The organism is Roseateles sp. (assembly GCF_019237615.1).
In the GTDB taxonomy this organism is placed as follows: Bacteria; Pseudomonadota; Gammaproteobacteria; order Burkholderiales; family Burkholderiaceae_C; genus Pelomonas.
Genome location: NZ_JAFAGT010000077.1, coordinates 1 through 25,427, shown reverse-complemented (window position 1 = coordinate 25,427; position 25,427 = coordinate 1). Strand labels below are relative to the sequence as shown.

24 protein-coding genes are annotated in these 25,427 nt (G+C 70.5%); 18 read left to right on the top strand and 6 right to left on the bottom strand.

The window, feature by feature from the left end:
- Positions 1-98: 98 nt before the first annotated feature.
- The gene (locus tag JOY88_RS15465; protein WP_293503524.1) at positions 99-968 is read left to right on the top strand and encodes a hypothetical protein; all 870 of its coding nucleotides are present in this window, start codon (positions 99-101) and stop codon (positions 966-968) included.
- On the top strand, positions 965-1,504 hold the full coding sequence (locus JOY88_RS15460; RefSeq protein ID WP_293503523.1) for a hypothetical protein: 540 nt from the start codon (positions 965-967) through the stop codon (positions 1,502-1,504). The genes JOY88_RS15465 and JOY88_RS15460 overlap by 4 nt, the downstream gene beginning before the upstream one ends.
- A 27-nt stretch (positions 1,505-1,531) precedes the next feature.
- Here JOY88_RS15460 and JOY88_RS15455 read toward each other — a convergent pair whose 3' ends face one another.
- From JOY88_RS15455 to JOY88_RS15440, 4 genes are read right to left on the bottom strand one after another with little or no spacing between them, the layout of a single operon-like run.
- Positions 1,532-1,927 (bottom strand): RidA family protein, encoded by a 396-nt coding sequence (locus JOY88_RS15455; protein ID WP_293503522.1) that lies wholly within the window; start codon positions 1,925-1,927, stop codon positions 1,532-1,534.
- A complete protein-coding gene (locus tag JOY88_RS15450; RefSeq protein WP_293503521.1) occupies positions 1,924-3,876 on the bottom strand; it encodes an amidohydrolase family protein in 1,953 nt (650 codons plus the stop codon). Before JOY88_RS15450 ends, JOY88_RS15455 begins: the two co-directional genes overlap by 4 nt.
- Positions 3,873-4,934, bottom strand: a complete 1,062-nt coding sequence (locus JOY88_RS15445) for a dipeptidase (RefSeq protein WP_293503520.1) — start codon at positions 4,932-4,934, stop codon at positions 3,873-3,875. The genes JOY88_RS15450 and JOY88_RS15445 overlap by 4 nt, the downstream gene beginning before the upstream one ends.
- Entirely contained in the window at positions 4,931-6,205 is a 1,275-nt protein-coding gene (locus JOY88_RS15440) for an MFS transporter (RefSeq protein ID WP_293503519.1), read from the bottom strand. Before JOY88_RS15440 ends, JOY88_RS15445 begins: the two co-directional genes overlap by 4 nt.
- 52 nt (positions 6,206-6,257) lie before the next feature.
- Between JOY88_RS15440 and JOY88_RS15435 the strand changes: the two genes are divergently transcribed.
- Both JOY88_RS15435 and JOY88_RS15430 read left to right on the top strand, forming a co-directional pair.
- Entirely contained in the window at positions 6,258-6,896 is a 639-nt protein-coding gene (locus tag JOY88_RS15435; protein WP_293503518.1) for a TetR/AcrR family transcriptional regulator, read from the top strand.
- A gap of 201 nt (positions 6,897-7,097) precedes the next feature.
- The gene (locus tag JOY88_RS15430) at positions 7,098-8,057 is read left to right on the top strand and encodes a sugar kinase (RefSeq protein ID WP_293503517.1); all 960 of its coding nucleotides are present in this window, start codon (positions 7,098-7,100) and stop codon (positions 8,055-8,057) included.
- Positions 8,058-8,222: 165 nt separating this feature from the next.
- On the opposite strand, the gene JOY88_RS15425 is transcribed toward JOY88_RS15430, so the two are convergent.
- Positions 8,223-8,990 (bottom strand): substrate-binding periplasmic protein, encoded by a 768-nt coding sequence (locus JOY88_RS15425; protein ID WP_293503516.1) that lies wholly within the window; start codon positions 8,988-8,990, stop codon positions 8,223-8,225.
- Between the two features lie 170 nt (positions 8,991-9,160).
- Between JOY88_RS15425 and JOY88_RS15420 the strand changes: the two genes are divergently transcribed.
- A complete protein-coding gene (locus JOY88_RS15420) occupies positions 9,161-9,598 on the top strand; it encodes a hypothetical protein (protein ID WP_293503515.1) in 438 nt (145 codons plus the stop codon).
- An 11-nt stretch (positions 9,599-9,609) separates the two neighbouring features.
- Positions 9,610-9,921: a divalent-cation tolerance protein CutA gene (cutA, locus tag JOY88_RS15415; RefSeq protein WP_293503514.1), complete on the top strand. Its 312-nt coding sequence runs from the start codon at positions 9,610-9,612 to the stop codon at positions 9,919-9,921.
- 268 nt (positions 9,922-10,189) lie between these two features.
- Here the strand turns inward: cutA and JOY88_RS15410 are convergent, their stop codons facing one another.
- The gene (locus JOY88_RS15410; RefSeq protein WP_293503513.1) at positions 10,190-10,618 is read right to left on the bottom strand and encodes a cupin domain-containing protein; all 429 of its coding nucleotides are present in this window, start codon (positions 10,616-10,618) and stop codon (positions 10,190-10,192) included.
- A 305-nt stretch (positions 10,619-10,923) separates the two neighbouring features.
- On the opposite strand from JOY88_RS15410, the gene kduD reads away from it, so the two are divergent.
- From kduD to thrS, 12 genes are all read left to right on the top strand, one after another.
- Entirely contained in the window at positions 10,924-11,685 is a 762-nt protein-coding gene (gene kduD / locus JOY88_RS15405; protein WP_293503512.1) for a 2-dehydro-3-deoxy-D-gluconate 5-dehydrogenase KduD, read from the top strand.
- Between the two features lie 446 nt (positions 11,686-12,131).
- Positions 12,132-12,941: a DNA-binding transcriptional regulator KdgR gene (gene kdgR, locus JOY88_RS15400; protein WP_293503511.1), complete on the top strand. Its 810-nt coding sequence runs from the start codon at positions 12,132-12,134 to the stop codon at positions 12,939-12,941.
- 140 nt (positions 12,942-13,081) lie between these two features.
- A complete protein-coding gene (locus JOY88_RS15395) occupies positions 13,082-14,101 on the top strand; it encodes an NADP-dependent oxidoreductase (protein WP_293503510.1) in 1,020 nt (339 codons plus the stop codon).
- On the top strand, positions 14,101-14,553 hold the full coding sequence (locus JOY88_RS15390) for a GNAT family N-acetyltransferase (protein WP_367269805.1): 453 nt from the start codon (positions 14,101-14,103) through the stop codon (positions 14,551-14,553). The genes JOY88_RS15395 and JOY88_RS15390 overlap by 1 nt, the downstream gene beginning before the upstream one ends.
- The gene (locus JOY88_RS15385) at positions 14,550-15,434 is read left to right on the top strand and encodes an SDR family oxidoreductase (protein ID WP_293503509.1); all 885 of its coding nucleotides are present in this window, start codon (positions 14,550-14,552) and stop codon (positions 15,432-15,434) included. The genes JOY88_RS15390 and JOY88_RS15385 overlap by 4 nt, the downstream gene beginning before the upstream one ends.
- A gap of 22 nt (positions 15,435-15,456) precedes the next feature.
- Complete coding sequence (locus JOY88_RS15380; RefSeq protein WP_293503508.1) at positions 15,457-16,707, top strand: BaiN/RdsA family NAD(P)/FAD-dependent oxidoreductase; 1,251 nt, start codon at positions 15,457-15,459, stop codon at positions 16,705-16,707.
- A 5-nt stretch (positions 16,708-16,712) separates the two neighbouring features.
- Positions 16,713-17,480, top strand: a complete 768-nt coding sequence (locus JOY88_RS15375) for a substrate-binding periplasmic protein (protein ID WP_293503507.1) — start codon at positions 16,713-16,715, stop codon at positions 17,478-17,480.
- A gap of 57 nt (positions 17,481-17,537) precedes the next feature.
- Positions 17,538-19,859, top strand: a complete 2,322-nt coding sequence (locus JOY88_RS15370) for a Tex family protein (protein ID WP_293503506.1) — start codon at positions 17,538-17,540, stop codon at positions 19,857-19,859.
- A 161-nt stretch (positions 19,860-20,020) separates the two neighbouring features.
- On the top strand, positions 20,021-22,261 hold the full coding sequence (locus JOY88_RS15365) for a TonB-dependent receptor plug domain-containing protein (RefSeq protein WP_293503505.1): 2,241 nt from the start codon (positions 20,021-20,023) through the stop codon (positions 22,259-22,261).
- 79 nt (positions 22,262-22,340) lie between these two features.
- Positions 22,341-23,438 (top strand): patatin-like phospholipase family protein, encoded by a 1,098-nt coding sequence (locus tag JOY88_RS15360; RefSeq protein WP_293503504.1) that lies wholly within the window; start codon positions 22,341-22,343, stop codon positions 23,436-23,438.
- Positions 23,439-23,578: 140 nt separating this feature from the next.
- Positions 23,579-23,734, top strand: coding sequence for a hypothetical protein (locus JOY88_RS15355; RefSeq protein WP_293503503.1), 156 nt, complete (start codon positions 23,579-23,581; stop codon positions 23,732-23,734).
- A 191-nt stretch (positions 23,735-23,925) separates the two neighbouring features.
- Positions 23,926-25,427 (top strand): threonine--tRNA ligase (thrS, locus tag JOY88_RS15350; protein ID WP_293503502.1); only part of this gene is annotated, 1,502 nt, incomplete at its 3' end.

Genomic DNA, 25,427 nt, shown 5'->3' with positions numbered 1-25,427 from the left:
TGATGAGCCGGCGTTCGCACTGCGGCCGCCGAGTTCCTACATTGAGGCGGATGGCCCCCAGCTCCATGCGCCCCTGCCCAGCCCCGCCCGCCTTCATCTTGGCCGGCCTGCTGTCATGCGCCGGCCTGCAGGCCGCGCGGGCCAATGAGTTCCCGCCACCGCAGCCGGCCAATGCGGCGTCCGCGATCAAGATCGTCCGAGTCCCGGCCAGGAGCGATGCGCGCGGCATGCCTCCCACAGCGCCCGCGCCGGCGTCCGAACCCGCGCCGCCCCCGCCCTCACGCTCGAGCGGTTCTGCCGGCGCCATCGCAGCCGTCGCAACGCTCGCGGGCCTGGCCGGGCTGGCCGAGATCAAGTCGCTCAAGAACAAGATCGAGGTGCTGAGCAAGGAGAACGAGGCGCTGCAGAAGACGAATGCGGAGTTGTCGCAGCGGCTTGCCGAGTCGAACAGCGGCAACGCCGACCAGCGTCGGCGCATCGAGGCGCAGGTGAGCCAGCTGTCCGCCGCGAAGGACGAACTGCAAGGCGCCAGGCGCGATGCCAGGAAGCAGGCCGCGGAACTGGATGTCCGGCAGCACGATCTGGCCGAGGCACGCCACAGGATCGAGGCACTGGAGGTCGCCGCGGCCAACGGCACTGCCCGCGAGCGGCGGCTGTCCGGCCAGCTCGAAGCCATCCGGCGCGATCGCTGGCTGTGGGCCGCGCTGGCGGCGGCGCTGGCCGGCGCCATGGCAGCGGCCGGCGTGCGCCGCTGGTGGCCAAGGCGGGTGACCGTCGCGAAGCCGCTTTCGGTATCGGTCGAGTGGGGACCCTGGTCGGCGCAGGCCGGCGACCTTGCGGCGGCGGGGGATGCCACCTTCCGCGTGGTCACGCAGTGGCTGCCGTGCGGCTCTGCGGTCGTTGCGCCCGCCGGAGCCGGACTGCTCCTCAAGGGCGACATCGTCGCCCTGCATGGGCAGGCCGCATGAGCAGTGCCCCTTCCAGCCTCACGCTGGCGGCCCTGCTGCCGGCCGGGCTGAGCGTGGATGCGTCCAGGATGCAGCTGGGCGCCGGCAACCATGGCGACGAAGGCGGCTTCCTGCGCAGCAAGATCGGCGAAGGTGTCACGGCCGCGCTGAAGCTCGACGTCATGGAGCTCATCGCCGAGGCCTGGGCCAAGACGGATGAGTTGCGCGGCGCCGCGGCCGGCGCCGGGTCCGGCTCACCCGCCCACCTGTTCCTGGCCGGGCACGACGTGTCCTGCGACAGCGAACTCAAGGTGGTGCTCGAGTTCGCCGGCATGCCGGCGCTGACGGATCACCTCAAGCTGCGCCTGAAGGCCATGTTTCAGGGCGTGGGCGTCACGGTGGCCAACGGCTGCATCGTCGCACTCGATGCGGGGCGCGGCGCCGCCAAGGCCGAGCTGCTCTACAGCAACACCAGCCTGCTGAGCGAATCCAGCGACTGGGTCACGCTGCCCGGCCAATACACGCTGGCGCGCCCGGTGCGGATCGGCCACGCCTGACGGCGGCACCGCGGTACGGCGGCGCGCTCAGGCGCCTGGCGCCGCCGCAATGCACTCGATCTCGACGCGCGCGCCCAGCGCCAGGCCGTTGCAGCCCAGCGCGCTGCGCGCCGGCAGCGGCGTCGCGCCGAAGAACTCGCGGTAGACCTCGTTGAAGGCCGGCCAGTCGGCCATGTCGGCCAGCATCACCGTGCAGCGCACGAGGTGCTGCAGGTCCAGCTCCTGGCCGCGCAGCACGCTGCGGATGTTCTCCAGCGTCTGCCGCGCCTCGGCGCGCAGTCCGCCCTCGACGAGCCTGAGCTGGCCCGGCACGTTGCCGAGCTGGCCGGAGAGGTAAAGCATGTCGCCGACGCGCACGCCCTCCGGAAAGGGCACGCTGGCCGGCACGACCCGGCCGCTGTCGAAGCGTTCGATCTGGTTCATCGCGAGGTCATCCCCATGGCTTGCTCCAACGCGGCGGGGTCGAAGACCCGGCCGCCCTTGATGGTGCGGTGGACGCGGCGGATGTCGCTCATGTCGGTGAGCGGATCGCCGTCGACCAGGATCATGTCGGCCAGCTTGCCGGCCGTGATCGTGCCGCGGTCCTTCTCGACGCCCAGCACGCGCGCCGGCACCAGCGTGGCGATGCGCAGCACCTCGGCCCTGGCGATGCCGGCCTGGGCATAGAGCTCCAGCTCGCGGTGCAGGCTGTAGCCGGCAAAGCCGTCGCTGCCCGGCATGATCGTCACGCCGCCGTCGTGCAGGCGCTTGAGCATGCGCAGCAGGCCCGGCAGGGCCTGGGCGTAGACGGCCTCCCTGCCGGCCGGCACCGCGACGGCGCCGGACAGCTGGCGGCGCCTCACCACGGTCGGGAAGCGCTGCACCACCGGGCGCAGCGCCGGCGCGGCGCGCGCGGGCTCGCCGGAGAACAGGCCTTCCAGCACCACCATCGTCGGGTCCAGCACGGTCTGGTGCCGGCGCAGGAAGGCGACGAACTCGTCGAAGCGGCCGTCGTCGAAGTCGAACTGCGCCAGCTTCTCCGCCAGCACCGTGTAGCGGTCGCGGGTGCGCGTGTCCTTCACCTCGTCGGCGAAGAAGTTCAGCAGGATGAAGTTCAGGTGCTGGATCTCGTCCGCCCCGGCCTCGACGAAGGCGCGCGCATAGGTGAAGGCGGGCACGTGGCCGCTGACGCGCAGGCCGCGCTCATGCGCGCGGTCGGCCACCATGGCGACCAGGGCCGGGCTGAAGGACGAGTAGATCTTGACCTGGGCATAGCCGCGGTCGGCATACCAGTCCACCGCGGCATGGGCCTTCTCGGGCGTGTCCACGCGCACGTCGGTCGGGCCGGCCAGCGGGCCCACGCCTTCGATGATGCCGGCGAGCACGACGCGCGGGCCCAGCTCGGTGCCGGCGTCGAAGCGCTTCACGCGGGCCAGCAGGGGCAGGTTGTCGTTGGCCATGTCGCGGGCGCTGGTCACGCCGGCGATCAGGTCGAACACGCCGTCGACATTGCCGAAGTGCTGGTGCGCATCCCACAGGCCCGGCATCAGGAAGCGGCCGGAGGCGTCCAGCAGCTCGGCATCGGCCGGCGCGTCGACGTCGGCATCGGGGCCCACGCGCACGATGCGCTCGCCGCGGACCAGCACGCTGGTGCCGGCGCGCACGCTCAGGCTCACCGGGTCGAACAGCCGCGCGTTGCGGATCAGCAGCGCGCCCCCGGGCTTGTGCGTGTGCTGGCGGGCCAGCTTCGCATGCCAGGCCTGGCCGGCGGCCTGCTGGGCGGCCTGCAGCCCGGCGAGCCGGGGCAGGTTCGCGGCTTCCAGCACCTCGAACCAGTCGTCGATGACGCCGGCCGTCTCGCCCTGCTCGTCCAGCCACACGGACAGCGGCGTGAACTCGATGCCGCCGATGCGGTACAGCGTCAGCCGGCCCTGGGTCTCGCCCTGCTCCAGCCAGGCCTCTCCGGCGGGCAGCAGCTTGAGCCGGCGCCCCGGCGCCTTCAGCAGCGCGCGGGTCAGCACGCCCATGAACTCGGGCGGCGGGTTGGCCGGCAGGTAGAAGCCCGCTGCGCGGGTCTCGCCGGTCTCGATGCGGTTCTGCCAGCGCGCCTGGCCGGCGGCGTCACGCTCGAAGCGCTCGCTGAACTCGACCTTCCAGTAGTCGTTGCCCCTGGCCTCGTAGCTGACGGGCAGTCCGCGCGCATCGAGCCGCCAGCGCGCCTGGACGACGTCGCCGCGGCCGCGGTCGTTGAAGCGGTAGTCGGCCGTGGTGACGCCGGGCTCCGGCTGGGCCAGCGTCTGCGTGCCGGCGGCGTTGCCGTGGATCTGGACCTGGTCGACCCGCGCCTGCGCGGCGCCGGCGAGCAGCGCCAGGATGAGCAGCCAGCGTTTCATGCCCAGGCCTCCTGCATCAGGCGGCGGAAGTTGCCGCCGAGGATCTTGTCGATGCGCGCCTCGCCGTGGCCGCGCGCGGCCAGCAACTCGGCCAGCCGGGTGAACTGCGTCGGCCCGCAGAGGTCGGGCAGGAACAGGCTGATGTCCGGCGTCTCTCCCGGCGCGCCTATACCCATGCTGCGCCGCAGCTCGGTCTCGGCCGCCAGCATGGCGCGGTAGGCGGCCATGTCGTCGATGGCCGTCGTGCCGCCGTCGGTGCCCAGGCCGACGTGGTCTTCGCCGCAGACGTCGAGGGCATGCTCCAGGTGCGCGATCAGGTCGTCCGCCAGCGGCTGGCCGGCCAGGCGCAGATAGGGCATGAAGTACAGGCCCACGACGCCGCCGCGCTCGGCCAGCAGGCGCAGCTCGGCGTCGCTCTTGTTGCGCGGGTGGTCGGCCACGGCACGGCAGCCGCTGTGGGTGATGGCCAGCGGCCGGCGCGCGAGGCGCAGCGCGTCCAGGCAGGTCCGCTCGCTGCTGTGGCTGAGGTCGACGAGCAGCGCCTCGGCCTGCAGCCGCTCGACGACCTCGGCGCCGAAGCCGCTCAGGCCGTCGTCGTCGGGCACCGTGGCGCCGCAGCCGACGGCGTTGCGGCCGTTGTAGGTGAGCTGGATGACGCGCACGCCCAGCTTGGCGAACAGCGCGATGCGGTCGACGTCACGGCCCAGCATCTCGGTGTTCTGGAAGCCGTAGACGACGCCGATCTGGCCGGCCGCCTGCGCCGCATCCATGTCGGCCACGCCGTAGACCTTGCGCAGCGCCGCCGGCCGGGCGCGGATGAAGGCATCCCAGCCAGCGATGTCGCCCACCGTGGCCTCGAAGGGCTCGGCGCTGCCGGCCACATGGCCCAGCGTGATGTTGACGACCGACAGCCCGGCCGCGCGGGCGTCCGCCAGCGCGCGGTCGTCGACGTTCTGGCCGGTGCTGGTGTAGGCCATGACGCTGCGGTCCTCGGCGTCGGGCGGCGTGCGGAGGTTGGGGTTGTCGAGGACACCCAGGGCGTTGATGACGATTTTCATGGCTTGGGCCGCAGCAGCGGCAGCAGGAGGAGGCAGCTCAGGCCGAGCAGGGCATCCAGGCCCAGCGTCGCGGCGTAGCCCCAATGCTGGACGGCATGCCCCTGCCAGACAACGCTGTAGGTGATGGAGAGGTTGGTCAGCGCCATGTAGGCCGCGAACTGCGTGGCCGCCACGGCGGGCCGGGTGATGCCCATGAAGACGGCCACGCGCGCGCCGTAGATGAAGCCGAACAGCAGGTGGTAGGCGACGACGGCGGCCATGAAGGCCGTGATGAGCGCCGCCGGCGCGGCCTGGCCCGGCGCCCAGCCATGGCGCTGCAGCTCCAGCATCAGCGCCAGGCCCGGCAGGCTCAGCAGCACGACGTACAGGCCCAGGGCCTTGCGCAGGTTGACGCGGTCCGACAGCCAGCCGCCGGCGATGCAGGTCACGGCCGTGACCGCCTGCGAGGCCGTGGCCAGCCAGGCGATCTGGTCGTCGCTCAGGCCCAGGTCCACGGCCAGGTTGGCCTGCAGCCCCCGCGACAGCGCCATCGCCGAGATGGGCAGCAGGCCAAACAGCAGGCCCGCGAAGGCCAGCCGGGAGCCCAGCAGGGCCTGCAGCGCCTCGCGCATGAAGGCGCCCAACCCGCCCGCCAGCGCCGACAGCGAGGCGCCGCCGCGCGCCGCCGCCGCGTCCGGGGTCTCGCGCATCGGCAGCACCACCAGGCCCATGACGGCCAGGATGGTCAGCGCCAGCACGACGATGCCGGCGTCGAAGCCGATGCGGCCCATCAGCAGCAGCGCCCCGCCGCCGCCCATCAGCACGCCCAGCGACTGGCCCGCGAACATCATGCCGCTGGCGAAGGCGCGCTCCTCCTCGCGCAGCGTCGTGACCGCCAGCGCGTCGACCGCCACGTCCTGCACCGCGCCGAACAGGTTGTGCACGACCAGCAGCGCCGTGAACAGGCCCAGCTGCGTCGCCAGGTCCAGCCGGACCAGCGGCAGCAGCGTCAGCACCATCATCAGCTGCGCGCCCAGGATCCAGCCGCGCCGCGGGCCCAGGCGCCGCGACGCGATCAGGTCGACGAAGGGGCCATAGGCCCACTTGAACGCCCAGGGCAGCAGCACCAGGCCCATGAAGCCGCCGATCTCGGCCGTGCCGACGCCCTGGCGGCGCAGCTGTGTCGCGACCGCGGTCATCGCGAAGCCGATGGGCAGGCCCTCGGTGAGGTACATCAGGAAGAACGCCGCGATGCGCCCCCTGCGGGACACCAGCAGATTCGGCAGTCGCATGCGTCTGTCACCCCTTCGCGTGAACGGCAAACGATTCTAGAATTTTGTTCTAATGAAGCGACCCCGTGGTTCCACCAGCCGCCTCGCCGCCGTGCTCGAGCTCGCGTCGCCGGGCGAGCGCGGCGCCAGCCGGCGCGCGGTGCTGATGCACGCCCTGCCCTGTTTCAACGCGCGCGGCATCGAGGCCGCCACCATCGAGGACCTGCGCCAGCGCAGTGGCCAGAGCGTGGGCACGATCTACCACCACTTCCGCAACAAGGAGGGCGTGGCGGCGGCGCTGTTCTTCGCCGGCTTCGACGACCAGAGCCGCGCCATCGCCGAGCGCACGGCGGACGCGCCGGACGCCCAAGCCGTGGTGGCAGCGCTCGTTGCGGCCTATGTGGAATGGGTGAGCGCCCTGCCCGAGCTGGCCGCCTTCCTCTTTCTCGCGCGCGAGACCATCGCCCAGGGGCCGTATGGCGCAGAGCTGGCCCGGCGGCTGGAGGCCCGCTACGCGCCCATCGACGCGCGGCTGGCCGAGGGCGTGCGCGCCGGCCTCATCGCGGAGCTGCCCGCCGAGCTGATCCCGGCCCTGGTGCTGGGCGGCACGGAGTCCTACTGCCGGGCCTGGCTGGCCGGTCGGCGCCGGGCCCGGCCCACGGCCCATGCCGGCCTGCTGGCCGAGGCGGCCTGGCGCGGCATCGCCGCCTAGCGCGGGCGATGCGCGATCGGCGCGTGTGCCGGGCGCCGGCCCTGGCGACGGCAGAGGCATCTCGCGGGAGCCCCTTCGGCTGCGCGCCGTCGGGTGGCGCCACGCCGCTGCCGCTCCCGCGCGCCGCCGGCCGGGGTAAACCATGTGATTCAAATGAACCGGTTAAGCTATCTTTATTGAACCACTGTTTCATTTTAATCCGTGACCACTTTTTCCTCGGCCCCGGCGCGGCCGGTGTCGATCGCCGCGCTGGGCGAATGCATGCTGGAGCTGCAGGGCCAGGCCTTCGGCCAGCTGCGCCAGACCTTCGGCGGCGACACGCTGAACACCGCCGTCTACCTGTCCCGCTGCGGCGGCACGCAGCTGCGCGTGCATTACGCGACGGCCCTGGGCGATGACGCCCTCAGCGCCGGCCTGCTGGAGCGCTGGGCCGCGGAGGGCGTACAGACCGGCCTGGTGCAGCGCCTGCCCGGACGGCTGCCGGGCCTCTACCTGATCGAGCTGGACGAGGGCGGGGAGCGGCGCTTCCACTACTGGCGCGGCCAGGCGGCGGCGCGCTCCTATTTCGATGCCGCCGCCACGGCGCTGGAGGAGCAGGCCGACGCGCTGGACGCGCTCTACCTGTCCGGCATCAGCCTGGCCATCCTCCCGCCAGCCGGCCGCGAACGCGTGCTGGCGCTGATGGCGCGCATGCGCGCCCGCGGCGCCGTCGTCGCCTTCGACAACAACTTCCGCCCGCGGCTGTGGGAGTCCCCCGCTGACGCGCGCTACTGGTACGGCCGAGCCTTCGCGGCCGCCTCCGTCGCCCTCATCACGGCCGACGACCACCAGGCCCTGCACAGCCTGCCCCACCTGGCCTCGGCCGTCAGCGCCGCCCAGGCCCTGCCGGTGGACGAGGTCGCCATCAAGCGGGGCGCCCTGCCCACCATCGTCGGCGGCGATGGCGCGTGGCAGGAGGTGGCCACCGAGGCCGTGGCCCGCGTCGTCGACACCACGGCCGCCGGCGACTCCTTCGCGGCGGGCTACCTGAGCCAGCGCCTGGCAGGCGTCGCGCCGGCGGCGGCCGCGGCCTTCGGCAACCGGCTGGCGGCCCGCGTCATCCAGCATCCCGGCGCGCTGATCCCGCGCGAGGCGATGCAGGACCTCATGAGCCGCGGATGAGGCTCGCCTGGACGCTCGCGCTGGGACCGGCCTGTGCCAGGCCCATGGCACGGCGCCGCTGCACCCGGCCACCTACGTCCACGCCGGCTGGGTCCAGACCACGGGCGGCCATGGCGGCAAGATCCTGCGCGTGACGACGCCGGCCCGCGACGGCCCCGATCACCGCTAATGGCCCGGGTAGCGCGCCAATACCCGGTTCCACTCAGGCTGCTGGCGCGCCCGCTGCAGGCCCAGGTTGAGGCGCTGCAGCAGGTCCGGCCGCCGCCCCAGCGTGCGCCGGCTGACATAGAGATGCACGGGGCTCACCGCCAGTTCCAGCACCACTTCCACCGCCTCGCCGGGCTCTCGCGCGGCGCGGTGGAGCAACGTGCTGGGGTCCTCGATGATGTAGTCCACCCGCCGCCCGCGCAGGGCCGACAGCGTCAGGTCGTTGGCATGCAGTGACACCAGCAGCCCCGCCAGCCCGGGGTCCTCCAGCTCGCGGCGCACGGTCAGCGGGAAGACCACGCCGCGGATCACGCCCACCTTGACGGCACGGCCCTTCAGGTCGGCCAGCCGGCGCGGCGGGCTGGCGCCACCCGCCAGGCCCAGCAGCGCGACGCGCTCGTTACGGTAGGACTGCGTGAAGTCGCCGAAGGCCAGGCGCTCCGGCATGTGCGTGGCCGAAGCCATCAGGTCCAGCTCGCCCTGCGCGATGTCCGGGAGCTGCCGCGCCCAGGGCCGGCGCGACCATTGCAGGCGCTCGCCCGCGGCCTGGGCCGCCAGTTCCAGCAGCTCCACATCCAGTCCCTGCGGCGTGCCGGCTGCGCTCCGGCTCTGGAAGGGCGGGTAGTCGCTCCAGCCTATGCTCAGCGGCGCCCGCTCCTCGCCCAGGGCCGGCACGCCCGGCAAGGCCAGGGGCAGGAGGCAGGCATCACGGCGGCGCAGGCGCATGGCCGCACTCTCTCACGGCGGAGCCCGCCTGACAGCCCGTGCGGACCATGAGACGCGGGCGCCGCCGCCTGCTGGGCGCGCGACGGCCCGATAATGCACCCGCCCCTGTCGCGAAGATGCATGATCCGTCGACCGCTACGGGATACCGCCTCTCCATCCAACGACACGCCGTGCAAACACGCATCGACATCTCGGGCACGGACCACGAAGTGGCTTCCTGGATCTGGAACCACCTGGTGCCAGAGCAGGGCCAGGCCGGCAGCATCCAGGGCGAGATGCTGCGCGCCGTCGAGAAGCTGCGCTGGGAGGCGCAGGAAAACGGCAACATCAACTGGGACGAGGGCTTCCTGATCCTGCTGGGCTTTCTCGAAGAGCACCTGGCCGGCCACCAGGGCTTCAGCGCCGCCGAGCGCCAGGCGATCCGGAACGATCTCGCGCGCCTGCGGGACTTTCTTCCTGCGGACGAACTGGCCGACGGCGCGGACGATAGCGCCCTGCCCTGCACCGAGGACGAGCTCTACGACCGGTTGGAAGGCTTTGTCGTGGCGTTCGCGAGGACTCAACCCCAACCCCTGCCGCGCGCGCACGATCCGCGCCTGCAGCGCTGACGCAGACCCTTATGGACCTGCTGGCGGTCTTCACGACGGTGGCGACGCAGGCCCAGGCCGACGCACTGGCGCACGCTGCCATCGAGCGGCGCATGGCCGCCTGCGTACAGGCCGAGACCGTGCGCAGCACCTACCGGTGGCAGGGCGCCGTCGCATGCGAGCCCGAGCTGCGGCTGATGTTCAAGACGGACCACGCCCATGGCCCCGCCCTCGAAGCATTGCTGCGCGAGCTGCACCCCTATGAACTGCCGGCGATCTTTGCGGTGCCGGTCGTTGCGGCCACGCCGGAGTACATCGCGTGGGTGCGCGAGTCACTCGCCTGAGCCTGGCCCAGGGTGCCGGCGTCCGGGCGCCTGCCTGGGGCCCGAGCTGGTTCGCTCAAAGCGCGGCGGCTTGGCTGGCGGCATCCAGGCCCAGCACCGGCACGTCCAACGCCCGGCCCCGACCTCGAGGCCTGCCTCCGCCCAGGGCCGCGGCCCGCTGCCAAGCCGACCGTCGTTGAGCTGATGGGGTTCGCGGGTTCATGCCGGCCGGCGAACACCACCCGCCGGAAGGGGGCCGTTGTCCCGGCGCATCGTCGGGCAACCCTCTTCATGCTGACGGCGGGACGGATGGAACACGGGCGGGCGTCGTCTCCTGGTGCAAGGCCACCTGGGCACGATGCGCCGGTGGCTCTCGGCGTGCGCGAAGGCGGTTGAGCCCGGGCGCATTCAGGGCGCCCATCGATTTCGGGCCAGGCGATGCTGCAGTGCGAGCGCCGGCGCTGGTCGCCCGCGACGACAGGTCGTCGTCGCGGCGAGGAGAAAGCTGGTCGCGCAGCGTGGCACTGTCGTCGAGGGCGACGACGCCGTGCAGGGTCGGCCGCGGTGCCACGAAGGCGTCGCTTGGCCTGCGGGCGCGCTTCTCGCCGCCGATGTCGGACTCGAAGCGGTCGGCGATCACGAAGGCGATCGGTTCGTGGGCGTCATGGGCATGCGGGGTGCCGATGGCGCCCTTGTCGAACTGGACGAGCACCGACATCAGCGCGCGTGTGGCCGACGATCCTGCGGCGGATGCCGTCGCCGAGTTCGGTCCAGGGCGTCTCGTCATCCAGGAAGAAACTGCTCAGGCTTGTGCACTCTTGGCCTGTCCGGTGGACGACGACAGGCGAAAGATGCAAAATTCGGAACGTCGGTTCATTAATTGAAAACCACTATTCCACCCAACCATCTGCGTGACTAGAGTCGCGTCGACCGAAAAGTGGAGCGGTGTTTCAGGCAATTCCCAACCCTTGCGGCCGCGCCGAGGCCCGCGCAACCGGTGCCCCAGGCACCTTGGACAAAGACATGGTTCTTCAGAATTTCAATCTGGCCGGCAAGACGGCCATCGTGACGGGCTGCAACACGGGCCTGGGCCAGGGCATGGCCTTGGCGCTCGCGCAGGCAGGCGCCGACATCGTCGGCGTCAACGTCGCCGAGCCCGATGAGACCAAGGCCAGCGTCGAGGCGCTGGGCCGCCGCTTCCTGGACCTGCGCGCCAACCTGGGCGACGTCGGCTGCATCCCCGACTTGGTGGCCCAGGCCACGGCCCTCAATGGCGCGGTGCACATCCTCGTCAACAACGCCGGCATCATCCGCCGCGAGGATGCGATCAAGTTCACGGAGGCCGACTGGGACGACGTGATGGACCTGAACCTGAAGTCGGTGTTTTTCTTGTCGCAGGCCGTGGCCAAGGTCTTCATGGCTCAGGGTACGGGCGGCAAGATCGTCAACATCGCCTCCATGCTGAGCTTCCAGGGCGGCATCCGCGTGCCCTCCTACACCGCCAGCAAGAGCGGCGTCATGGGCATCACGCGGCTGATGGCCAACGAATGGGCCCAGCACGGCATCAACGTCAACGCCATCGCCCCGGGCTACATGGCGACCAACAACACCGCCGCGCTGCGCGCCGACGAGCAGCGCAACAGCGCCATCCTGGAGCGCATCCCGGCAGCGCGCTGGGGCAAGCCAGAGGATCTGGCCGGTCCGGTGGTGTTCCTGGCGTCGCCCGCGTCGGATTACGTCAATGGCTACACCATCGCCGTCGACGGCGGCTGGCTGGCCCGGTAGAAGGCACTTCGCGTCACGGGGCCCGCGACACGCAGGCCAGGAGAGGTCTGCGTCCGTCCCCTGGCTGGCCGACGCGCATGGCTGGATTAGCCCATCGTGCCGCTGGTCGTCGGCCATTCGCTGGGCGTTGCCGTGCGCTCGCGGCTGTATGGCGAGCTCAACGCCTGACAGTTGCCACCCGAGAGGTGGGCTCGGACCGCCTGATCCTGCGCCGCAAGGGCGACGCCTTCCTCGACCGCGGCAGCCGACTGGCAGGCCGCCCACCGGGGCGCGGCCCCGTCCGCCGATGTCGGCCGCGCCCCGACGAGGCCCACGACGCCGCGCGCCGCGACCTGTCGAGCCCGATCGTCTCACTGAGCAAATCCGCGCCGGCGTCGGGCCGCGGCGGGCCTGAGTCAGAATCCGGTTCCCACACCATGGAACAAACGTCCGAAAGAATCAGAACGATGGATGAAGACATTGGTGATTCAAAGCAGCCGGAATCGGTCGCGGCGGTGCTCAAGGTGTTCGCGATCCTGAACGCGCTGGGAGAGCGCAGCGACATCGGCATCACCGACCTGTCGGTGCGCCTGGCCATGCCCAAGGCCACGGTCTACCGCTTCCTGCAGACGATGAAGAGCCTGGGCTATGTGCGCCAGGAGGCCGGCAGCGAGCGCTACGGCCTGGCCATGCGCATGTTCGAGATCGGCGCCAAGGCCCTGCCCTCGCCCGACCTCGTCGACCTGGCCAAGCACCCCATGCAGATGCTGGCCGACAGCACCGGCGAGACCGTCCACCTGGGCAGCCTCATCGACAGCGAGATCATCTACATCCACAAGGTCGACTCGCGCCACATGCTGGGCATGTACTCGCGCGTCGGCCGCCGCGCGCCGCTGCACTGCACGGCCATCGGCAAGGTGCTGATGGCCTGGGAGCACCCCGAGCGCCGCGACCGCATCCTGGACGGCGCCGAGTTCAAGCGCTTCCGCGACAAGACCATCACCGAGCGCCCGGCCTTCCTGGCCGAGCTGGCGCAGGTCAAGCGCCAGGGCTTCGGCGAGGACCGCGAGGAATTCGACGACCACATCCGCTGCCTGGGCGTTCCCATCTTCGACCGCCTGGGCCAGCCCATCGCGGGCCTGAGCGTGTCCTTCCCGACCTTCCGCTTCGACGAGGCCAAGGCGCCTGAGGTCGTCAAGATGCTGCAGGCCGCCAGCCGCGGTATTTCCGAGCGTCTGGGCTGCACGCACTTCCCGCTGGACGCCCCCGGCGCCTGACGCGCGCCGGCCGAAGCCCCCACGGCCTCGCCCCGCCGCAGACGCCGGCGCGGGCGGCCCCGATCACCCTGTCGCACCTGGGACGCGCAAGAATCCCGCCGGGTGCTTCAATGCGTGCCAGTTTCAACATGGGGATCGCCATGAGCCAGATCAATCGCCAAATCCTGCTCGCCTCCCGCCCCAAGGGCGAGGTCAGCCCCGGCAACTTCCGCCTCGTCGAGGCGCCGCTCGCGCCGCTGGCCGAAGGCCAGGTGCGCGTGCGCAACCATTTCCTCAGCCTGGACCCGTACATGCGCGGCCGCATGAACGACAGCAAGAGCTACGCCGCCGCCCAGGCGCTGGACGAGGTCATGATCGGCGGCACGGCCGGCGAGGTGGTCGAGTCCAGGAACGCCAACTTCGCCGTCGGCGACCGGGTGGTGGGCATGGGCGGCTGGCAGGAGTTCCAGACCGTCGACGCCACGCAGCGCGGCGTGCTGAACAAGGTCGACACGACGCACATCCCGCTGTCCGCCTACCTCGGCGCCGTCGGCATGCCGGGCGTGACGGCCTGGTACGGCCTCGTGAAGATCATCGCCCCCAAGGCCGGCGAGACCGTGGTGGTGAGCGCCGCCAGCGGCGCGGTCGGCTCGGTGGTGGGCCAGCTCGCCAAGGCGCGCGGCTGCCGCGCGGTAGGCCTGGCTGGCGGCGCGGACAAGTGCCGCTACGTCGTCGAGGAGCTGGGCTTCGATGCCTGCATCGACTACAAGCAGCACCCCGACCTGAAGTCGCTGTCCGCCGCACTGAAGGCCGAATGCCCCGACGGCATCGACGGCTACTTCGAGAACGTCGGCGGCATGATCCTGGACGCCGTGCTGCTGCGCGCCAACGCCTTCGCCCGCATCGCCATGTGCGGCATGATCTCCGGCTACAACGGCGAGCCCATCCCGCTGCAGTACCCGCAGCTCATCCTGACCAACCGCATGAAGGTCGAGGGCTTCATCGTCTCCGAGCACATGGAGGTCTGGCCCGAGGCGCTGAAGGAGCTGGGCGGGCTGGTCGCCGGCGGCAAGCTCAAGTACCGCGAGTCCGTCGCCCAGGGCATCGCCGCGGCCCCCGAGGCTTTCATGGGCCTGCTCAAGGGCCGCAACTTCGGCAAGCAGCTGGTCAAGCTCGTCTGATGCACTGGGCCTGCATCCCGTTCGCCGAGCTGAGCACGGCGCAGCTCTACGACCTGCTGGCCCTGCGCTCCGAGGTCTTCGTCGTTGAACAGAACTGCGTCTTCCTCGACATCGACGGCGTGGACCGGCAGACCTGGCACTTGCTGGGCAGCGACGCCGCGGGCCTGAAGGCCTATGCCCGGCTGCTGCCGCCCGGCATGAAGTCGCCCACCGACGCGGTCATCGGCCGCGTCGTCACGGCGCCCGCCGCGCGCGGCGGCGGCGCCGGCCGCGCGCTGATGGCCCGGGCCATCGCGGACTGCGAACGGCTGTGGCCCGGCCACGCGGTCACGCTGCACGCCCAGGCCCATCTGGAGCGCTTCTACGCCGGCTTCGGCTTCGCGCCGGTCGGCACGCCCTATGTGGAAGACGGCATCCCGCACGTGGAGATGCGCAAGGAGACACGCCCATGAAGAAGACCGCCGTCATCACCGGCGCCGGCTCCGGCTTCGGCCTGGAGACCGCCCGCCTCGCCGCCGCGCGCGGCATGAACCTCGTCCTCGTGGACGTGCAGGCCGATGCGCTGGACAAGGCCGTGGCCGAGTTCCGGGACGTGGAGGTGCTGGCCCGCGTAGTCGACGTCGCCAAGGCCGCCCCGATGGAAGCACTGGCCGAGGCGGTGCAGGCGCGCTTCGGCGCGCCGCACTTCGTCTTCAACAACGCCGGTGTCGGCGCGGGCGGCCTGGTCTGGGAGAACGCCCTCAGCGACTGGGACTGGGTCATGGGCGTCAACCTGATGGGCGTCGTGCACGGCGTGCGCCTGTTCACGCCCATGATGCTGGCGGCCGCCAAGGCCGACCCGGCCTACTCGGGCCACATCGTCAACACGGCCTCCATGGCCGGCCTGCTGGTGCCGCCCATGTCCGGCGTCTACAACGTCAGCAAGGCGGCCGTGGTGGCGCTCACCGAAACCCTGCACCACGACCTGCGCATGGTCACCGAGCAGGTGCATGCCTCCTTGCTGTGCCCGTTCTACGTGCCCACCGGCATCAGCCAGAGCCAGCGCAACCGGCCCGGCGACCTGCCCGGCGCCACGCCCACGCAAAGCCAGCTGGTCTCGCAGGCCCAGACCGACAAGGCCGTGTCCTCCGGCAAGCTGACCGCGGCCGACGTGGCGGCCATGGTGTTCGACGCCATCGACCACAACAAGTTCTACATCTTCAGCCACCCCAAGGCCCTGGCCGGCCTGCAGACGCGGATGGAAGACGCGATGCTGCAACGCAACCCGACCGACCCCTACGCCGCCCGGCCGGACATCGGCGAGGCGCTGAAGGCCAAGCTGCGCGCTGGGTGAGCCCCCCGGGGACAATCGGGGCATGAGCTCCCCGATTTCCATCGCCATCGTCGGCGGCGGCCCCGCCGGCCTGATGGCCGCCGAGGTGCTGGCCGCGGCCGGCCACGCCATCACCGTCTACGACGCCAAGCCCAGCGTCGGCCGCAAGTTCCTGCTGGCCGGCAAGGGCGGCCTGAACCTGACCCATTCCGAGCCCTTCGAGCCCTTCGTCGACCGCTTCGGGGCGCGCGCCGCCCAGATCGAGCCGCTGCTGCGCGGCTTCGACGCCGACGCGCTGCGCGGCTGGGCCGCCGGACTGGGCGTCAACACCTTCGTCGGCACGTCGGGCCGCGTCTTCCCCAAGGACTTGAAGGCCGCGCCGCTGCTGCGCGCCTGGCTGCACCGGCTGCGCGCGGCCGGCGTGAAGTTCGCAATGCGCCACCGCTGGACGGGCTGGGCCGAGGATGGCGCGCTGCGCTTCGCCACGCCCGACGGCGAGCGCCTCGTCACGCCGCGCGCAACGCTTCTGGCGCTGGGCGGCGCCTCCTGGCCCCAGTTAGGCTCCGACGGTGCCTGGGTGCCCTGGCTGGCCGCCCGCGGCGTGGACGTCGCGCCGCTGCAGCCGGCCAACTGCGGCTTCGACGTCGGCGCCACGGCCGCCCACCCGGCCGGGCCGGGCTGGAGCGAGCGCTTCGCCGCCGAGTTCGCCGGCCAGCCGGTCAAGCCCGTGGCGCTGGCCACCGAGGGCTTCGCCGGCCGCCCCGGCGAGTTCGTCATCACCGCCACCGGCATCGAGGGCTCGCTGGTCTACGCCGCCAGCAGCGCGCTGCGCGGGCAGATCGAGCGCCTGGGGCAGGCCACGCTGGTGCTGGACCTGCTGCCGCAGCTCACGCCCGAGCGCGTGCTTGCCGAGGTGAAGCACCCGCGCGGCAGCCGCTCGCTGTCCTCGCACCTGAAGAGTCGGCTCAACCTGGGCGCGCTGAAGCTGGGCCTGCTGCACGAGCTGCTGACGCGCGAGCAGATGCTGGATCCCGTACAGCTCGCCGCCGCGCTCAAGCGCCTGCCGCTGGTGCTGCAGGCGCCGCGGCCGGTGGCAGAGGCCATCAGCACCGCGGGCGGCGTGCGCTTCGAGGCGTTGACCGGCGAGCTGATGCTGAACGCACTGCCCGGCGTCTTCGTCGCCGGCGAGATGCTGGACTGGGAGGCCCCCACCGGCGGCTATCTGCTGACGGCCAGCATGGCCAGCGGCCGGGCTGCGGCCCAGGGCCTGGCGCACTGGCTGCGGGCCGCCTGAACCCCATGCGCCGGCGCGACCTGCTGGGGTCCCTCGCCCTCGCCCTGTCGGCGCCCGCCCGGTCGGCGGGCCGGCTGGCGCGGGTCACCATCGGCGCCGAGAACGACTGGCTCCCCTACTCCGGCGAGCGCGACGGCCGCGCCCAGGGCATGACGGTGGAGTTGGTCACCGCGGCCTTTGCAGCCATGGGCATCGCGGTGCAGTTCGAACTGCTGCCCTATGCACGCTGCATGGCCCAGACCCGCAACGGCGCGCTGGCGGCCTGCTTCAACACGACGCGCACGGCGCTGATCGAGAGCGACTTCCTGTGGCCGGCCCGACCGATGTTCAGCGAGCGCTTCCTGATCTACGCCCGCGCCGACGACCCGCATACGGGCCCGCCGCTGCAGGTGCGCGACCTGGAGGGCCAGCAGGTGGCCGTCACGCGCGGCTACGAGTACGGCAGCGAGTTCGACGCCAACCCGCGCACCCTGCGCGTCGTCACCGGCCATGACGAGAACAACTTCCAGCTGCTGCTGCGCGGCCGCGCCCGCTACACGCTGGCCCCCGAGGCCAATACCCGCCTGCTGCTGCAGCGCCGCCCGGAACTGGCCCACCAGTTCAAGGTCGTCGGCGCGCTGAGCTATTTCGGCATCTACACGACCTTCTCACGCCACCACCCCGATGCGCGCGCGGCGCTGGCCGCGTTCGACGAGGGCATGAGGCTCATCCACGCCAGCGGCCAGGCCAAGGCCATCCAGGAGCGCTGGCGCCAGGACGGCGCGGGCCGCTGAGGCCCTGGCAGAATCGCCGGCTTTTTGCTGCGTCGAGTGCCATCGCGAGGGCCTGTTTTGGACAAGTTGATCGTTTCCCAGATCGCCGCCGAGTTGAAAGTGCGACCCGCCCAGGTGCAGGCCGCCGTCGAACTGCTGGATGGCGGGGCCACCGTGCCCTTCATCGCCCGCTACCGCAAGGAGGCCACCGACGGCCTCGACGACATCCAGCTGCGCGAGCTGGACACGCGGCTGAGCTATTTGCGCGAACTGGCCGAGCGCCGTGAGGCCGTGCTGAAGAGCATCGCCGAGCAGGGCAAGCTGACGCCCGAGCTGGAGGCCGCCGTGCGCGCCGCGCCTACCAAGCAGGAGCTGGAAGACCTCTACCTGCCCTACAAGCCCCGCCGCCGCACCAAGGGCATGATCGCCCGCGAAGCCGGCCTGGAGCCGCTGGCCGACCAGCTGTTCGCCGACCCGACGCTGGACCCGCAGGCCGAGGCCGCCAGGTTCATCAACGCCGAGGCCGGCTTCGCCGATGCCTTCGCCGTGCTGGACGGGGTGCGCGACCTGCTCAGTGAGCGCTGGGCCGAGGACGCGGCGCTGGTGGGCAAGCTGCGCGAATGGCTCTGGGCCGAGGGCCTGTTCCAGTCCAGGATCATGGACGGCAAGAGCCCCGACACGCCAGACAACGCCAAGTTCCGCGACTACTTCGACTACGCCGAGCCCATCCGTACCGTGCCCTCGCACCGCGCGCTGGCCGTCTTCCGCGGCCGCACGCAGGAGCTGCTGGATGCCAAGCTGGTGCTGGACGAGGAGCCCGTTGCCGGCAAGCCCGGCCTGGCCGAGGGCCGCATCGCCTCCCACCTGGGCTGGCGCCATGCCAGCCGCCCGGCCGACGAGCTGATCCGCAAGACCGTCGCCTGGACCTGGAAGGTCAAGCTGTCGCTGAGCCTGGAGCGCGACCTGTTCGCCCGCCTGCGCGAGGCCGCCGAGGCCACCGCGATCAAGGTCTTCGCCGAGAACCTGCGCGATCTGCTGCTGGCCGCACCCGCCGGCAAGCGCGTCGTCATGGGGCTGGACCCGGGCATACGCACCGGCGTCAAGGTGGCCGTCGTCTCCGACACCGGCCGGGTGCTGGACACCTCCACCGTCTACCCGCACGAGCCCAGGCGCGACTGGGACGGCTCGCTGCACACGCTGGCCAGGCTGTGCGCCGCGCATGGCGTCAACCTGATCGCCATCGGCAACGGCACGGCCAGCCGCGAGACCGACAAGCTGGCCGGCGAGCTGATCAAGAAGCTGCAGGCCCTGGACGCGGACGTGAAGATCGAGCGCGTGGTCGTCAGCGAGGCGGGCGCCTCGGTCTACTCGGCGTCCGAGTTCGCGTCCAAGGAGCTGCCGGACCTGGACGTGTCGCTGCGTGGCGCCGTGTCCATCGCACGCCGCCTGCAGGACCCGCTGGCCGAGCTGGTCAAGATCGATCCCAAGAGCATAGGCGTGGGCCAGTACCAGCACGACGTCAACCAGAGCGAGATGGCCCGCGCGCTGGATGCCGTCGTCGAGGACTGCGTGAACAAGGTGGGCGTCGACCTGAACACGGCTTCATCGGCCCTGCTGGCAAGGGTCTCCGGCCTGTCGGCCTCGGTGGCCAGCAGCATCGTGCGCTGGCGCGACGCGAACGGCGCCTTCCGCAACCGCCAGCAACTGCTGGACGTCAGCGGCCTGGGCCCCAAGACCTTCGAGCAGTCGGCCGGCTTCCTGCGCATCCGCGGCGGCGACAACCCGCTGGATTTCTCGGGCGTCCACCCCGAGACCTACCCCATCGTCGAGCGCGCGCTGAGCGCATTGAAGCGCCCTGCCGAGGAAATCATCGGCCGCAGCGAGGTGCTGCGCACGCTCAAGCCGGAGCTGCTGGCGGACGAGAAGTTCGGGGCGATCACCGTCAAGGACGTGCTGGCCGAGCTGGAGAAGCCCGGCCGCGACCCGCGCCCGGACTTCAAGGTGGCCCGCTTCAACGACGGCGTCGAGGACGTCAAGGACCTGCAGCCCGGCATGCTGCTGGAGGGCACCGTCAGCAACGTCGCGCAGTTCGGCGCCTTCGTCGACCTGGGCGTGCACCAGGACGGGCTGATCCACGTCAGCCAGCTGTCCAGCAAGTTCGTCAACGACGCCCGCGAGGTGGTGAAGACCGGCGACATCGTCAAGGTCAAGGTGCTGGAGGTGGACCTGGCCCGCCAGCGCATCTCGCTGACGATGAAGCTGGACGCCCAGGCGCCGCGGGGCCCCAAGCCGGACAACAGCTTCCGCCCGGCGGCGCGCAACGAGCGCGGCCCGCGCGAACCGCAAGCCCCCGCCGGCGGCAACGCCATGGCCGCGGCCTTCGCCAAGCTCAAGCGCTGACCCGACGGGGTCAGTCCTTGACACGCGGCGCCAACATCGCCACGGCCTGCACCACAGGCCGTCGATTGACGCCCCTCAAACCGCAACTGGTCGCAACGCGGCCGCATGGGCCAGGTGTTGCCGCTATGGTGCGCACCGCCTCAAACATACGGAGCCTCTTTTTGAAAACCCCCGCCCTCGCCTCGCTGCTCTTGCTCAGCCCTGCCCTGGTCCTGGCCCAGCAGGAGGTCGATCGCGCATCCACGTCGCCCACGCCCACCAACAGCCAGCTCGAACGCGTCTCCGTGACGCGCCAGCAGACCGACACCGACCTGCGCCGCCGCCAGCCCGTGGCCAAGCAGCTCTACGGCCGCGATGAGCTGGACAAGTACGGCGACACGCAGCTGTCCGACGTGCTCAAGCGCCTGCCCGGCATCAACGTCTCCGGCGGCCAGTTGCGCATGCGCGGCCTGGGCGGGGCCTACACGCAGATCCTCGTCAACGGCGAGCCGGCGCCCCCGGGATTCAGCCTGGACAACCTCAACCCGGCCCAGGTCGAGCGCCTGGAGGTCAGCAAGGCCCCCACGGCCGACCAGAGCGCCCAGGCCATCGCCGGCACGCTGAACATCATCCTGAAGGACGCGCCGCGGGTCGTGCAGAAGGACTTGCGCCTGGGCGTTTCCTACGCGAACGAGAAGCCCGTCGTCGGCGGCAGCTTCACCTACGGTGACCGCATCGTCGGCGGCCTCGGCCTGGTGCTGCCGATCTCGTTCTTCCAGTGGGACATGAGGAACGAGGCTAGCAGCGACCGCCTGCGCGACTTCGGCGCCACCCATCTCACGTCGGAGGGCTTCGACCACTCCTACGGCCGCGGCATCAACATCTCGCCGCGCCTGAACTGGAAGCTCGGCGACGACGAGACGCTGACCATGCAGGGCTTCTTCGTGCGCAACCGCTTCCGCAACACGGGCGAGAGCGACACGCAGGTCCTCGCCTCCACGCCGGGCAAGAGCGTGCTGCCGGTCAGCGTGCTGGACAGCACCCGCAACCGCGGCAGCTTCGCGGCCAACCGCGTCAACCTGCAATACAACAACCGCTTCGGCGAAGACCGCCGCATCGAGCTGCGCGCCGGCACGGGCAGCGGCGGCGCGGACTTCAACTTCAACCTCTTCGGCCGCAACGCGGCAGGCCTGCCCGTCATCGAGCGCATCACGACCGGCGACAACAGCAACCGCAACACGACGCTGTCGGGCAAGTACAGCCAGTACGCCGGCGAGGCGCACACCATCACGGTCGGCAGCGAGATCGAACGCCGCACCCGCGACGAAGTTCGCCGCACCACCGAGCACGACCTGGTCACGAACGTGATCAAGGACCTGCTGCCGGGCCAGGAAGGCCAGCCCTTCAACGCGACCATCACCCGCACGGCCGTCTACGGACAGGACGAGTGGGAGATCAGCAAGCAATGGTCGGCCTACCTCGGCGTGCGTCATGAGGAGATCAAGACGGTCAGCCGGGGCGTGGGCAGCGAGTTCAACAACACCAGCAAGGTGACGACGCCGGTGCTGCACCTGAACTTCAAGCCCGACCCCAAGGGCCGCGACATGGTGCGCGCCAGCCTGACGCGCAGCTACAAGGCCGCCGACATGCAGCAGCTCATCGCGCGCACGACGATCAACGCCGACTACCCCGCCAGGGGCGACGACGCAGCCTCCAACACGCAGACCACGCCCGACCGCATCGGCAACCCCAACCTCAAGCCTGAGCTGGCCACGGGCCTGGACGTCGCCTGGGAGAGCTACCTCCCGGCCGGTGGCATGTTCTCCGTCGGCGTGTTCCACCGCCGCATCAGCGGCCTGGTCCGCAACGCGCTGATGCTGGAGAACCACCCCAGCTGGGCGGACAAGGCGCGCTGGGTCGCCATGCCCATCAACCTGAGCAAGGCGACGACGCAAGGCCTGGAGCTGGAGGTCAAGGGCCGCGCCGGCGAGCTGTTCCCGGGCCTGTTCGAGCCCGCCACGGCGTTGAGCCTGCGCGCATCGCTGAACCTGTACCGTTCCAGCGTCGCCGACATCCCCGGCCCCGACAACCGCCTGGAAGGCCAGCAGCCCTGGCAGTTCAACTTCGGCGCCGACTACCGCTTCAAGAGCCTGCCGCTGAGCGTGGGCTTCAGCGGCCAGATCGCACCGAAGTACACCGTGCAGCAGACCGCGCTGCTGAGCCAGTCATCGCTGCCGGCGCGCTCCTTCGACGCATTCGCCATGCTGCAGCTCAGCCCCAAGGACAGCCTGCGGGTGGCCACCAGCGGCCAGTTCCAGCCCACGCAGGGCACGCGCGTAACCATCACCGGCCTGCCCGACTACAACCTCAACGAGCGCAAGCCCGTCGCCTGGTGGTCCGTGAACTGGGAACACAAGTTCTGAGCCCAACGGCCGACGCCGGCCCGCAAGCCGTCGCGGCCGCGTCAGTCGATGCGGCCGGGCTCGGCTATCTTGTCGGGCAATGACTTCCGCAGCCCTTCAAGTATTTGCCGGCCCGGCCGCCCGTGCGCGCCTGGCCGAGCGCGGCCTGCGCGCCGAGGACGTGGGCCTCATCCCCGCCGCCGCGGGCGGCCCCAAGGGCCTGATCCTCAACGGCCTGGACCGTCATGTCTTCGGCGACTGGCTGCCGCAGGGCCGCCAGACCGTGCACCTGGTGGGCGCCAGCATCGGTGCCTGGCGCATGGCCACGGCCGCACTGGCCCACCGCGACGTGGCAACTGCCTTCGACACCATGGCCGAGGCCTATGTGACGCAGGAGTACGACGTGCTGCCGGGCGAGAAGCGCCCGCGGCCCGAGGGCGTCAGCCGGCGCTTCGGCGAGATCCTGGGCGAGATCTTCCAGGGCCGCGAGGCCGAGGTGCTGGCCCACCCGCGGCTGCGCCTGCATGTCGTCACGTCGCGCGGCCAGGACAAGGGCCTGGGCCTGCTGGCCCGCGAGGGCCGGCTGCGCACGCCGCTGGGCTATCTCGGCGCGTTCGCGGCCAACGCGGTGTCGCGGCCGCTGCTGGGCCGCTTCCTGGAGCGCGTCGTGTTCTCCGACCCGCGCGACCGCCTGCCACTGAAGCTCAACGACTTCGCGAGCCGCGAGGTGGAGCTGTCGCGCGCCAACCTGCGCGGTGCGCTGCTGGCGAGCTGCTCCATCCCCTTCTGGCTGCAGGCCCAGCATGACCTGCCCGGCGCCCCGCGCGGCGCCTACTGGGACGGCGGCATCACCGACTACCACTTGCACCTCAACTACGCGGCCATGGCCGGCGAGGGGCTGGTGCTGTATCCGCATTTCCAGCAGCAGGTGATTCCCGGCTGGCTGGACAAAGGCCTCAAGCGCCGGCATGGTCCCACATCGTTCCTGGATCGCGTGGTGCTGCTCGTGCCCAATCCGGAATGGGTCAAGACTTTGCCCAATGCCAAGCTGCCTGATCGCAATGACTTCCAGGCCTACGCAGGCGACCTGCCTGGACGCGTCAAAGCCTGGCAGGGCGCGATCGCGCGGAGCGAGCAGTTGCGCGATGAGTTTGCGGCGGCGTGCGGGGCCGAATCGCTGGACGCCTTGCCGCTTTGAAAGCGGGATCAGTCTCGGCCAGTAACAGCTTGTCACAGTGTCAAGCCGCGTAAAGATCGCGGTCCGGCCCACAGTCCCTGACAACCGGCTCGCCCGGCGCGCCGTTGTCTGCTCATCAGATTCACAAATGGAGAACACTGATGCGCAAGATCCTCGCCCTGACCCTCGCGGCCCTGGTTTTCAACGCCCTCGGCGGCTGCGTCATCATCCCCGAGCGTCACTGGGGATACCGGCACTACGGCGACGCGGGCAACGTGGACGTTTCCCACGGCGCAAATTCGGTGAAGCAGGCCTGATCCCATACCGTACAATCCCCGGCACTTCAACCAACAAGGGCTGAGAAAGGCAAGATGGTTATGACACCGCGAACTACGACCACCTCCACACAGGTTTAGTCGGCCGCGGCTCGTCACGTCTTTTCTCATCTCCTCAAAAGCGCGGCATTCATGGCCGCGCTTTTTTGTTTTTTGCTTCCGGAGTTCTGAACATGATCTCGATTCAATTGCCCGATGGTTCCAAGCGCGAATTTGCCCAGGCCGTGACCGTGGCCGAGGTGGCCGCCAGCATCGGCGCAGGCCTGGCCAAGGCCGCGCTGGCCGGCCGCGTGGGGCAGGGCGACAGCGCCCGCCTGGTTGATACCAGCCATTTGATCGAGGCTGACACGCAGCTCGCCATCATTACCGACAAGGACACCGACGGCCTGGAGATCATTCGCCACTCCACGGCCCATTTGCTGGCCTACGCGGTCAAGGAGCTGTTCCCGGATGCCCAGGTCACCATCGGTCCGGTGATCGAGAACGGCTTCTATTACGACTTTGCCTACAAGCGCCCCTTCACGCCCGACGACCTGGCCGCCATCGAGTCGAAGATGAGCGAGCTGGCCAAGAAGGACGAGAAGGTGCAGCGCTCGGTGCTGCCGCGCGACGAGGCCGTGGCCTACTTCAAGGGCCTGGGCGAGGCCTACAAGGCCGAGATCATCGCCAGCATCCCGGCCGACCAGGACGTGTCGCTCTACGCCGAAGGCGGCTTCACCGACCTGTGCCGCGGCCCCCACGTGCCGTCCACGGGCAAGCTCAAGCATTTCAAGCTGATGAAGGTGGCCGGCGCCTACTGGCGCGGCGACCACCGCAACGAACAGCTGCAGCGCATCTACGGCACGGCCTGGGCCAGCAAGGACGACCTGCAGAAGTACCTGACCATGCTCGAGGAGGCCGAGAAGCGCGACCACCGCAAGATCGGCAAGGAGCTCGACCTGTTCCACATCGACGAGCACGCGCCCGGCGTGGTGTTTTGGCATCCCAAGGGCTGGACGGTCTGGCAGGAGGTCGAGCAGTACATGCGCCGTGTCTACCGCGACAACGGCTACCAGGAGGTCAAGGGTCCGCAGCTGCTCGACAAGACGCTGTGGGAGGCCACCGGGCACTGGGACAAGTACCGCGACAACATGTTCACGACCGAGTCGGAAAAGCGCGACTACGCGCTCAAGCCGATGAACTGCCCCGGCCACATCCTGATCTTCAAGCAGGGCATCAAGAGCTACCGCGACCTGCCCCTGCGCTTCGGCGAGTTCGGCCAGTGCCACCGCAACGAGCCCACGGGCGGCCTGCACGGCATCATGCGCGTGCGCGGCTTTACGCAGGATGACGGCCATATCTTCTGCACCGAGGACATGATCCAGTCCGAGGTCAAGGCCTTTACGGCGCTGCTGCAGAAGGTCTACAAGGACTTCGGCTTCGACCACATCATCTACAAGCTGTCGACGCGGCCCGAGAAGCGTATCGGCACGGAAGAAAGCTGGGACAAGGCCGAGGCCGCGCTGGCCGAGGGCCTGCGCGCCTCGGGGTGCGAGTTCGAATACCTGCCGGGTGAAGGGGCGTTCTACGGCCCCAAGATCGAGTACACGCTCAAGGATGCTTTGGGCCGTGAGTGGCAGTGCGGCACCATCCAGGTCGACCCCAATATGCCCGAGCGCCTGGATGCCGAATTCGT

What these genes read in the sequence shown, in the direction of transcription:
- JOY88_RS15460 (WP_293503523.1), top strand. Translation starts at nt 965, where the DNA reads ATGAGCAGTGCCCCTTCCAGCCTCACGCTGGCGGCCCTGCTGCCGGCC.
- JOY88_RS15455 (WP_293503522.1), bottom strand. Translation starts at nt 1,927, where the DNA reads ATGAACCAGATCGAACGCTTCGACAGCGGCCGGGTCGTGCCGGCCAGC.
- JOY88_RS15450 (WP_293503521.1), bottom strand. Translation starts at nt 3,876, where the DNA reads ATGAAACGCTGGCTGCTCATCCTGGCGCTGCTCGCCGGCGCCGCGCAG.
- JOY88_RS15445 (WP_293503520.1), bottom strand. Translation starts at nt 4,934, where the DNA reads ATGAAAATCGTCATCAACGCCCTGGGTGTCCTCGACAACCCCAACCTC.
- JOY88_RS15440 (WP_293503519.1), bottom strand. Translation starts at nt 6,205, where the DNA reads ATGCGACTGCCGAATCTGCTGGTGTCCCGCAGGGGGCGCATCGCGGCG.
- JOY88_RS15435 (WP_293503518.1), top strand. Translation starts at nt 6,258, where the DNA reads ATGAAGCGACCCCGTGGTTCCACCAGCCGCCTCGCCGCCGTGCTCGAG.
- JOY88_RS15425 (WP_293503516.1), bottom strand. Translation starts at nt 8,990, where the DNA reads ATGCGCCTGCGCCGCCGTGATGCCTGCCTCCTGCCCCTGGCCTTGCCG.
- cutA (WP_293503514.1), top strand. Translation starts at nt 9,610, where the DNA reads ATGGACCTGCTGGCGGTCTTCACGACGGTGGCGACGCAGGCCCAGGCC.
- JOY88_RS15410 (WP_293503513.1), bottom strand. Translation starts at nt 10,618, where the DNA reads ATGTCGGTGCTCGTCCAGTTCGACAAGGGCGCCATCGGCACCCCGCAT.
- kduD (WP_293503512.1), top strand. Translation starts at nt 10,924, where the DNA reads ATGGTTCTTCAGAATTTCAATCTGGCCGGCAAGACGGCCATCGTGACG.
- kdgR (WP_293503511.1), top strand. Translation starts at nt 12,132, where the DNA reads ATGGATGAAGACATTGGTGATTCAAAGCAGCCGGAATCGGTCGCGGCG.
- JOY88_RS15395 (WP_293503510.1), top strand. Translation starts at nt 13,082, where the DNA reads ATGAGCCAGATCAATCGCCAAATCCTGCTCGCCTCCCGCCCCAAGGGC.
- JOY88_RS15390 (WP_367269805.1), top strand. Translation starts at nt 14,101, where the DNA reads ATGCACTGGGCCTGCATCCCGTTCGCCGAGCTGAGCACGGCGCAGCTC.
- JOY88_RS15385 (WP_293503509.1), top strand. Translation starts at nt 14,550, where the DNA reads ATGAAGAAGACCGCCGTCATCACCGGCGCCGGCTCCGGCTTCGGCCTG.
- JOY88_RS15380 (WP_293503508.1), top strand. Translation starts at nt 15,457, where the DNA reads ATGAGCTCCCCGATTTCCATCGCCATCGTCGGCGGCGGCCCCGCCGGC.
- JOY88_RS15375 (WP_293503507.1), top strand. Translation starts at nt 16,713, where the DNA reads ATGCGCCGGCGCGACCTGCTGGGGTCCCTCGCCCTCGCCCTGTCGGCG.
- JOY88_RS15360 (WP_293503504.1), top strand. Translation starts at nt 22,341, where the DNA reads ATGACTTCCGCAGCCCTTCAAGTATTTGCCGGCCCGGCCGCCCGTGCG.
- JOY88_RS15355 (WP_293503503.1), top strand. Translation starts at nt 23,579, where the DNA reads ATGCGCAAGATCCTCGCCCTGACCCTCGCGGCCCTGGTTTTCAACGCC.